We start from the raw sequence: 10768 nt of genomic DNA, 5'->3' as shown, positions 1-10768 counted from the left end.
CAAAATGGGAAACAGATGGCAAAAGCGCTCTGGGAGCAATGGCAAAGGGACTGGCGTTGGATGGAGGCGACCGCCAGGCGCAGAGGCTGGTCCCTGACGCCTCTCTCTATCTCGCCACCCGCCACAGCAATCGACTTGACGTCCATTGAAACGCATCACGGATTGAACTTCCTTGGCCTGCTGCCTCTGCTACATCAAGGACGAAGCTAGCAACTGAGCGAACATCATGCATGGCTTGAAATACCTTATTCCCCTTTTGTTCGCAACTAGCCGGGCGACTTATCCCCGAGAGTTACAGGGTGAGTTATCCTAAGGAAAAAAGAAGCCCCTCGCTCTTTGAAAAATGTTCCTCAGGTAGAACTCGGCAATCGAGCTTTGTGTCTGCTAAATAAGTGTCTGGCGATTGGGTCTTGCCAAATAGGGTAAGGGATCCAGCGGAAAACCATGCTTCTGCGTAAAAATGCCTTGCTACCAACATACTAAACGCCAGCGGTGTGAGCACCCGTTGCACCGCCCAGCGATTACTATCATGATGCCCTAGATGCAGATGCGAGCATGGATGACTAAACTCAGCATACTGGCTAGGAGCATTCTCATAGCGCAATAGTGGTGGATGTTGGCTTTTCCGGAGCTCGGCTACCTTGGCGAGATACTCTTCCATGGAAACAGCGCCTTCATCTAGATAGGTCCGCAACTCCTCAAGTTCTGCTATCGCTGTTGGCGACGCTCCAAGAAATGGGTTCGGATAGTAGCCGTATCGGACGTGCGCGACATCTCCCAAGCTGAATTGCAGGTAGGAATAATCGCGTAAAAGTAGATTGTAGTCGGTGTTGCTCAATCCAGTCAGATAAACCTCTTCATAGGTTATATCTGGGTCAAAAACTGCAGAGAGAAATTCCTCGCTTGCCTTCATGGGCATCGGGTTCGAGAAGGCCTCGTGTAAAGTCAGGGCCTTAATAAGCTCCCAACTCTTGGCTATCCCGGAACGAACGTCGTCCTTATTCACCTTTCAATCCCATAGCTAGATCCTGCTCGATCTCTTCGTCGGAGTACCCGGCTTCAAGGAGTGTTCTGATATATTCCTCTCTGGCTGCTTTTGCCTTGGCTTGCTTTCGACTGAAGCCCCGCTGAATAGTTTCAACCTCGTTCAAATCTGGCATCTCAAAGGTCATGAGCGGGGCGGTATCTCGCGCCGTCTCAAGTTCCTTGAAAAGGTTTTGAGAGGGTTTTCCTATGCCACTCACTCGCAGCCATGCCTTGGATCGTGTAAACGCTGTGAAAAGCTTGTTCCTACCTGAACGGGTGCGCTTTTCAACTGCGTCTATACCTACCGCGAAAACAGCCGCTCCCTCGTTCCCTTTGGCACGATAGACCGTCGAGAGGGTCACTTTACCCGAAACCGTAAAGGGGGGCTCATTGTATGGGTCGGCGATAACATTGTTTGACGAGATGCCCGCTAAAGCCAAGCCTTCAGCGATCCGAGACAGATACGACTTGGCGTGGCGATCATCCAATGAAATCACTACTATCTCCTCAGGTGCTAGCCCGCCCGCAATGAATTGGCTGATACTCTGAGCCACCCATTCAATCTCGTCTTCCATATCGTCTGCTACGTGCCAATCGATAAGTGGAAACTCGGGTGTATCTGCGATTTGGATAGGGCTGTTCGCGTCTGGTCGCCTTACTCTCACCTCCTCGCCCGTATGAAGAGGACCGGTTTCTACTTCGTACCCGACATCCTTCCAGTGATCCGCACTTTCCAGCAGCTGAACAATGTTACCGTAGACGCCGAAGCCCATCGCATGAGCCGACACCAATACATCCCGCTGGTTCCTGTAGCACTTGCTTAGCACTGCATCATTTGTAGCACCGGGCGGTACATGTGCTGATGATCTATCCAGATCAACAAGTGCGCGCCCGCCCTCGTCAACTCCGAAGAGCTCTTGAGGCTGTCGAATTGCTACGTTCATTATGTCCTGTAGCTCGTCGTATGCCCAAACAATACTTTTGCGATCTTGAGGGCCTTGCGCCAGCTGGTAGCATAGCTTGTAGAAAGAGACAGGAAAGTCCTGGCCTTCGTCTATCAGGATATGGTCGTAGTACGATTTGATCGCGACTGTTTCTAATAGGTTCGCACAAATTGCTTCGAAAGGACTAACTCGGCCTCGAGCAAGCGTTTGAGCTTCTGATAAGTTTAAGGGGCGTACACCGGCCCGCTTGCAAGCATCGGAATAGACACCCGGCACCGATGCACCACCCCAGCCATGCCGGATATGTATCATCTTCCAGTCTGGGTCATTCTCGGAGTAGTGGCGATAGAACTTGGTGATCAGGGATTTGATCGTTGCGCGTAGGCTTTTGGTCAAAAAGGTAATGAGTATCTTTGCGGTAGGATTATTTAGGTGCAGGTGTGCCACCTTCATAGCAAGGATAACGGTCTTTCCCGAGCCTGCCAAACCGCGAATACGAGCAGGGCCTCCAACATCGACCAAAGCAATGTGACGCTGCTTTTGGTCGAAATTTGCGATCTCAGCTTCTAACGCAGCCATCGCAACTGCAAGAGGCTGTTTTACTGGATCATCGATCTGCCTTTTAGCGGGCCGTGACAACGCTTTCGCGCCTTCGACAACCGATCGTACCTCTGAAACTGCTGCTGAGCTGATAGCATCAACTCTCCAATCATTCAGCAGTCCGGTAAACTGCTCGTAACTGGAGCACGTACCGCTTTCTAAATCGTCTGTGGACGTAATCGCCCTCTGGCTAGTCGACGTGTCAAAGATAAGTGGCCGCACCTCAATGATGGCTTTAGTTCGGCTAGACCGCAGTTCTCGGCTGCGGATGAGCCGAGAGTACAGGTTGCTGCAGAAGTCGTTCAATCCCCGGTCAATGTCTTGCACACTTTCTTTGGAGCGCACAAACAGGGTGTCGTCGATAAACCTGATAGCTGTAAAGCCATGCTCGGGGGAAAAAAGAAGGATGTCTGGCCTAGTCGTCTCTGTCTCGTAGTCCACGTACGCCGGAAAATCGTAATAGAGAACGCCCGCCTGTACATGCAGGCTAGTTTGATTATTGCGTATGTAATCGATGAAAGACCGGGACACTGGGTCGCTATGGTAGCGGTCAGTCGTAACTACAATATCCAAAGCCATAAACACTACCCCGTTGGCGATCAGCAAGCAGGCGCCCTAGCCAAAAGCGACTACGGGAGATTAGGTAGCAAATAAACCCAGCGTCTTAGAATGGCAAATTTTTACGAGGGGGTATTTTACCTAGTCTTCACAGCTGTTTCCCCCGTAGGGTGCTGCTGACCTGAGGTGTCGCAATTCCTACACGGCGTCCTACGGTCTTCTATTGTCCGTCTTCGACCTCGGCAAAAGGGACATAAGGCGGGGGTATGGGGGGTGGTGACCGTTGAGGTATACCCTTACGAACGCGCCCCCCACCTCGTCTTATGTCCGTTGCACAGCTTGGTGGAAGAGGTCACACGGCGCGCACCCACCGTTGATCTAAATCCTCGCACTGAGAGGTGAGCATGGGGGGAATAGCTGGACGGCGGGAGTTAGATACCCGCTCGCAAAAATCTGTAATTTTCCCTACAAGTTGCTGGTCAATTGCGGTTTGTATAACGCCCGTGTCCGGCCAATTGGTATTCCAAAACGCCACTGCGTCCTGCATTGTGATCTCAAATTTCAGTTCGATTCGGTGTACCCCATGTCCATTTCAACGCGTTCAATTGATGTGCTCCTTAGAGAGGTTACAGACCCTGTACTGCGAGCTCGCCTCCAAGAGAACGTTGATATCCTTCGTAAGCAGACACAGTTCGGGCTTGTGTTCGAAGGTCATCAGCCTGAAGTGTCGCGACTGTATGACTACCCGGTTCGTCCAGGTTCGTTAGCTACTCGTAAAGCCGACAAGGGCAACGAGGTGCTTCGAGTTCTCTCAATAAACAAGGGTGTGGCGGATTGCCTAAGTGCGTCCATCGATGATCCGGCAGAGAGAGACATACTACACATACCAATCGACAATCTAGTGGTTTGCCGCAGGTTCGGAGATCCGATTTATCCATCCCTTACCGTAGTTGACTCTGTTGAACAGCAAAAAGATGCGCCGTGGCATCTGCTGGTAGAGGCAGACAACTACCACGCACTTCAGCTCCTTGAATACACGCATGAATCGAAAGTAGATGTTATCTACATCGATCCGCCGTACAATACGGGTGCGAGCGACTGGAAGTACAATAATGACTATGTCGACGGGAAAGACCCGTGGCGCCATTCAAAATGGTTGTCGTTTATCGAAAAGCGCTTGATCCTGGCCCGCCGCCTCTTGAAAGACGATGGCGTTTTAGTGGTAACTATAGACGAACACGAAGTTCATCACTTGGTCTGCCTCTTGGAACAATTGTTCAAGGAAGCATACATCCAGATGGTAACCATCGTTGTGAATCCAAAAGGCGTAACTCAGGGCCGGTTCTCCCGTGTAGAGGAATACGCCGTTTTTTGCTTCTTCGGCGACTCCCAGGTTAGCGGCAAAGGCGATGACCTTCTAAGCCTAAGCTCCACAAAGCCCTCTCGCTCCAGGCAGGTGCGCTGGAAGGGTCTACTGCGCTCAGGCACAAACGCACGAAGACAGGATAGAAAGAATATGTTCTACCCTATCGTCATCGACCCCACGCGAGGAGCAATTGTTCGTGCTGCCGACCCGCTTCCATTCGAAGAAGCACCTGATCTTGACCATAAGATTGATGGTTTGCCGGTCGCGTGGCCAATTCGTACGGACGGCAGCCTTGGCAACTGGGGGCTTGGGCCTACAACCTTTAACGCGCTCCTCGCAAAGGGGTATGTGCGCCTGGGTGAATACGACGAAAAGCGCAAAACCTGGGGATTCACCTATCTGAGCAAAAAGCTGCAGCTACAAATAGAGACTGGTGCCATCGTCGTTTCTTCGACTGACCCTTCTACAAAGACCGTTACGGTCGAATATGCAGAGGAGAAGCAGAGGCAAATAAAAACAGTTTGGCACCGTAGCGCGCATGATGCAGGGGCATACGGTTCTGATCTCTTGAGGGAAATCTTCGGAGAAGGCGGAAAATTCCCATTCCCAAAATCTCTTTACGCAGTACGCGACACCCTTGCAGCCCTTCTGCGCGATAAGAAAGAGGCGGTTGTACTGGATTTCTTCGGCGGAAGCGGCACTACGCTTCACGCCTTATCACTCTTAAACGCTGCAGACGGCGGCTCAAGGCAATGCATTCTTGTAACAAACAACGAGGTCTCTAAAGAGGAGACAAAAGCTTTACAGGATAGACGAGTGCAGCCCGGAGATAAAGAATGGGAGGCACTGGGAATATGTCGTTCTGTTACATGGCCAAGGGTGAAAAGCGCCTTAACTGGAAAGCGTGCCGACGGAACGGAGTTAGGCGGGCTCTACGAGACTGGTGTCGTAGTTGAGCAGGCCGTGCCTCCAGAGGTCAAGCACATAGGATTTACAGAAGGGCGTACCCTTACTGGCCCACAGCGACGCGAGCTGGCGAAATTGATTTGCGATGTCAAAATTCCAGCAAGCGAAGCAGAGCAGGCATTCTATATCGACGAGAAGGCCGGCATCACCATTCTCTGGGATACGGAAGCAGCAAACGAGTGGCTTGAGGCTACCGAGGAATTCGATGGGTTCTATAATGCATATGTCGTAACCACCGACGTGAAGGTATTTAGGAAGCTCGCTTTGGTGGCTAAGGAAGCCTTGCCGTCTTACGTTAAAGAGGTCGCGACCGAACGCCCCAGAAAGCTGGGATTTTATGAGAACGCGCTCTATTTCCGACTTGGTTTCCTTGATCCAGATCAGGTTAGTCGCGGTGATGCATTCTCCAAAATCCTTCCTGTCCTATGGATGCAAAGCGGAGCGAAGGGACCATTGCCAAATCCGGGCGATAAAGATCCTTGGCTATTGAGCGAACGGAACGGATTAGCCATCCTATTAGACGAAGACCATTTCCAAGATTTTTCCCCAGTCATACGGAGAAAAGGCATCACACACGTCTTTCTTGTGACTGACTCAATGGACTCCTATCGAGAGATGCATTCGCAGCTTCCTGAATCGTGTACGGTCCAGATGCTCTATTCGTCATTTCTTAAAAACTTCCGCATCAACGCGGCGCGAGTGTCATGAAAATCAATCTTCTCGACTTCCAGTCCGAAAAATCGTCCGAGTTGGTGCGAAAAACGCTAACAGCACAACGTATATTGCAAGAGGACATTGATCAGCATCAAGCTGTCGTACTGGCCTCCCCGACCGGCTCCGGCAAAACAGTAATGATGATTGCTGCCCTAGAGGCGATCTTTGAAGGTGATGACGAGCGTGAGGGAAATCCGGAAGCTACCTTTCTTTGGATATGCGATAGCCCGGAGCTTAACGAGCAAACGAAGCAAAAATTTCTTGAGTGCTCGTCAGTCTTCACATCAGGTAGACTGATAACAATAGATGCCGCCTTCGACAAAAGATCTATGGAGCCCGGCAAAATATACTTCATAAATACACAGAAGTTCTCAAAAACAAGCAATCTGACTAAGCCGACGTCTGATATGCGGCGATACTCTATTTGGCAGACGATTGCTAATACGATCGCCGAGCGCGGCAAGAACTTTGTGCTGGTACTGGATGAAGCTCACAAAGGTCTACTAGCGGGCTCAACCACCGAACGACGGGAAGCACAGACTATCCCGCGGAAGTTCCTTTTCGGAGAAGAAGGAAAAATCCCACCTGTCCCACTTGTGATGGGCATCTCAGCAACGCCGAAGCGTTTCAACGACATTCTTGAGCAAAGCGAGCGCACAGCCCACCGCGTATTAGTCGATGCCGCAGTCGTCCGCCGATCAGGCTTGCTAAAGCACCGGCTTCTTATCCACAATCCAGCGTCACGAAACAAGCATGCGGATGACACCGTGCTCAGAGAAGCCCTCGGGCATCATGTAACGATGAAATCCTCGTGGCAGCGATACTGTGATGACAAGAGCGAACCACTGGTTCGTCCATTGCTTGTAATTCAAGTAGAGGACGGAAATGATGACTTGTTCTCTAAAACCGATCTCGACGCGATCATTAAGACCGTATTCGAGGTGATGCCCAAGATCGATCCATCCGCTATAGCCCACTGCTTTCAAGAAGAATCGCCGGTGAAGGCGAATGGAATAAAAATAAGGAAAGTAGAGCCATCTAAACTACAGGCGGGCGATGGGATGTTCCCTGCTGAAATCGTTCTTTTCAAAACAGCACTGACGACTGGTTGGGACTGCCCTAGGGCCGAAACCATGGTCAGCTACAGAACCGCAAATGACTCCACGATGATCGAACAGCTCATCGGACGGATGGTTCGTGCTCCCTTAGCGCGGTCCATAGAAACAGACGACACACTAAACTCTGTCCGCCTTTATCTTCCTGGTTTCGATCGTGCGGCAGTCCAGAAAATCATAGTTAAGTTGTCTGACCCTGGGTCTGAGGAGCAAATCGCCACTGACGCGGAGTTTCTCGATAACTATGTGCGGTACGATCGGCGAGAGACGGCGGCTACGATCTTCCAGGCGTTTCCTAGATTGCCGAGCTTCAAAATTTATCGATCTAACCAGCAGCCGGCTGTCGTGCGCTTGTTGAAGCTTGCGAACCGATTGTCTGTCTCGACTAAGATCAAGCCGTCTGCCCGCGTTGATATCCAGCGTGAGCTTATAGCTCAGCTCACTGCCGAGGCGAAGCACCGACGAGCCACAGACACGTCTTTCGATGCCGCGATCGAAAATGCAGCTCAAGTTCGACTGGAAACCCATGTCTTTGATCTCCTTTCCAATGGACTTGGCGGATTGAGCAACCATACCGTACAGGCGAGCGCAGAAAGTATCGACGAGCTGCTACAACACTCCAGTAGATCGCTGTCTGGTGATGACGCACTCGGACAAGCTTATTGGAAGCAACACGACAACGAAGCAGACGCTTATCGCGCAAAACTTGAATTTTCAGTACTGGCGTCAACGCCCGATGTGAGGCGTGACTTGAATTATTGGGCCTCTTCCAGGTTTGATACCTTATACGCTGAGAACAAGTCGGCTATCTTTGCACTTCCGGCCATCAAGCGTCGGGAAATCGAACGACTGGCGGGCGGGCAAGACGCACCCCTTGAGACCGTTTTCGAATTCCTAGAAACGATTGAAGTTGAGAAAGGGCCGATTGCTCTTTCGGATCATATCTTCTGCGACAGAGGTCAGCATTTTCATCCCTCACCAGAACTTAACAGCTGGGAAAGCCGATCCATCGAGGACGAAGCCACCGAAGGGCGCTTCATCGGATGGTTCAGAAATCCTAGCCAGGGCGATGACTGCATAATCGTCCCCTACAAGGACCCAAATGGTACTTGGCACGGCAAGTCGCCCGATTTCGTTGTGTTCAGAGAGGATTCAGATGGGGTGATGAAGTGCTCCCTGATCGAGCCTCATGATATAGAGCGGGATAACAGCTGGTGTATTGCCAAGGGATTTGCTGAGTTTGCTGAAAAGTTCGCAGCAACATTTGAGCGAGTGGAATTAACGTGCGAACGCAAGAGCCTACTCAAAAAGCTCGACCTCTGCAAACCGTCTATCCGCAAGAGCGTTCTAGCTATTCACTCAAACAGCGAACTCACACAGTTGTTCGATAAGCACTAGCAGAGAATTGTAAGAGAGAGCTGAGATGAGTAAATCTGTTTTTGTCAGCCATGCTACAAAAGACGTTCCACTAGTAGCTGCACTGGTTGATTTGATAGAAGACGGCTTGGGCGTGCCGGAGAACGAAATCTTTTGTTCATCGCTACCGGGTTTCGGGATCCCCGCAGGTGAAAATTTCGTGTCTTACATGCGAGAGCAGATATTTCAGCCAAAGGTAGTAGTGCTCGTTTTGTCTCGCAATTATTTTGCAAGCCACTTTTGCCTGAGCGAGCTGGGTGCTGCTTGGGTAAAAGGTCATAAAATCTTTCCGGTTCTAGTCGATCCAATCAGCTATGCAGACGTGAAGGATGTTCTCCTGGGTACTCAGGTCATCAGGGTTGGAAACGACATAGAGTATAACTGGCTGAGGGAAACTCTCCAGGCTCACGGACTTGCAACGAAGTCTGATACCAAGTGGGACATTAAGCGAAGGGCATTTGTGCAGAAGCTACCGGCACTGCTAGAGGAGCTCCCATCTCCTGACATTGTGGATCCAGCAACTCACCAAGCTGCGCTCGATAAACTCGTGCAGTATCAAGATGAGCTTCTTCGCTACGAGGAACAGGCTGACCAACTCAAAAAGCAAATTGCTCTACTAGAAGCTGCAAAAGACCTTGAGGCCGTTCAGGTAATACGAGCGCAATCAACTGGAACTGAAAATCTAGCCAAGTTCGACAGTCTCGTGAACGAAATCGCTAGCATGAAATACAAGATTGGTGGGTTTGAAGTCTTCAAATTTTTGCTAGCTGACCACTACGACATGCACTACTCGATGGATGTTCGAAACTACCAGGACGAGTACGAGGAGGCGGCACTTAAAAAGATCGTCAATTTGCAGGATCGATCTGTCAATTGGGATTCTGCACGACCAGCGCGCCTTCGCCGCCTCCTCAAAGACCTAGACGGTCTCCTAGCTAATGACGAAGTTCTGCAGGAAATCGAGATGCACTATGCTTCGAAGGAAGTGCCTTTCGAGACGGACAATCTGGAGTTCTGGCAAGGGTTTTACGGACTGTGAAAAAAGCGACCATAGTCGATCTAGCGTCATTCCTGGAACGGATTTTTGATCTAGACAAGCACGATTCTAACACCCGCTGCTATCGTGGCCAGTCGGACGCAACATGGCCACTGAAGCCTTCAATAATGCGTGGGCTTCGCCCAGATGCCGAGAATTCTATATTCAGTGAACTCCTACTCGAAGCACCGACTGAATTCAGTTCAGATCGCTCAATGTTCGAGAAGCTAGTACGCGCGCAGCATTACGGCCTCCCAACAAGATTGCTGGACGTGTCCCTCAATCCGCTTGTTGGCCTCTACTTCGCATGCGCCGAAAAAAAGTACTGGAACTGCGATGGAACTGTCCAGGTTTTCGATTTCACGGATAAACGGGTGAAGAACGCCGATAGCGACACAGTGAGCCTGATATGCAACCTTGCGCGTCTGTCGGACGCAGAGAGACAGCTGATTGACACCAAACTAGGTCGGAATCAATCGTGGACTGCAACAGAGAAGGAGTCGTTCCGCTCTATAGCGCCGATGAAACGCCTCAACCAATTCGTCCGTGTGGAGAAGCCATACTTCCTGGATATTGCTGAACCGCGCGACCTCTTACGCTACTTCTTTGTACATCCCTCTAAGAACAATCGTCGCGTGATTGCGCAGTCGGGAGCGTTCATCGCTGCCGGGCTGTTACAATACAGGTCACCAGCAAAATCTTCGGGCTTTGACATCATCGACCTAGCGATCCCGGCTGCAAGGAAGGAAACCTTGTTGGACCAACTTGACGCCATCAATATCAATTCTAGAGCGATGTTCCCAGAAGTAGACTCAACTGCAAAGTACATTCGGGAGAAGTGGGTCAACTGACCGCAGCGGGCAAGCCTATTTCAACGGGAAGCGTCAATGCATCTGAGCTGAGGTCCACGATGCTCCAAGTTGATTATCTTGACTGGTTGTGAAGTTGGTTCTGATGACGACAAAGGGGGCTTTTTTTGCTGAAGCGCCAGCCGACCTCTATATCCGCAAGGCAAAACCACAGAGCA

General features: G+C 50.8%; 6 protein-coding genes. 4 read left to right on the top strand and 2 right to left on the bottom strand.

The genetic code is table 11. The features are described 5' to 3' along the window. Positions 1-304: 304 nt before the first annotated feature. On the bottom strand, positions 305-1006 hold the full coding sequence (locus O3S81_RS26050) for a DUF2290 domain-containing protein (RefSeq protein WP_269347742.1): 702 nt from the start codon (positions 1004-1006) through the stop codon (positions 305-307). Beyond that, the gene (locus O3S81_RS26045; protein WP_269347740.1) at positions 999-3176 is read right to left on the bottom strand and encodes an ATP-binding domain-containing protein; all 2178 of its coding nucleotides are present in this window, start codon (positions 3174-3176) and stop codon (positions 999-1001) included. Before O3S81_RS26045 ends, O3S81_RS26050 begins: the two co-directional genes overlap by 8 nt. Positions 3177-3711: 535 nt before the next feature. On the opposite strand from O3S81_RS26045, the gene O3S81_RS26040 reads away from it, so the two are divergent. From O3S81_RS26040 to O3S81_RS26025, 4 genes are read left to right on the top strand one after another with little or no spacing between them, the layout of a single operon-like run. Further along, the gene (locus O3S81_RS26040) at positions 3712-6168 is read left to right on the top strand and encodes a site-specific DNA-methyltransferase (protein WP_269347738.1); all 2457 of its coding nucleotides are present in this window, start codon (positions 3712-3714) and stop codon (positions 6166-6168) included. Beyond that, positions 6165-8687, top strand: coding sequence for a DEAD/DEAH box helicase family protein (locus O3S81_RS26035; protein ID WP_269347736.1), 2523 nt, complete (start codon positions 6165-6167; stop codon positions 8685-8687). Before O3S81_RS26040 ends, O3S81_RS26035 begins: the two co-directional genes overlap by 4 nt. Before the next feature lie 25 nt (positions 8688-8712). Further along, a complete protein-coding gene (locus O3S81_RS26030; RefSeq protein ID WP_269347734.1) occupies positions 8713-9744 on the top strand; it encodes a toll/interleukin-1 receptor domain-containing protein in 1032 nt (343 codons plus the stop codon). Then, a complete protein-coding gene (locus tag O3S81_RS26025; RefSeq protein WP_269347733.1) occupies positions 9741-10592 on the top strand; it encodes an FRG domain-containing protein in 852 nt (283 codons plus the stop codon). The genes O3S81_RS26030 and O3S81_RS26025 overlap by 4 nt, the downstream gene beginning before the upstream one ends. Positions 10593-10768: the final 176 nt, after the last annotated feature.

The sequence above is a fragment of the Agrobacterium sp. SOY23 genome (assembly GCF_027212525.1).
In the GTDB taxonomy this organism is placed as follows: Bacteria; Pseudomonadota; Alphaproteobacteria; order Rhizobiales; family Rhizobiaceae; genus Agrobacterium; species Agrobacterium tumefaciens_I.
This window is presented reverse-complemented; position numbering and strand designations above follow the sequence as displayed.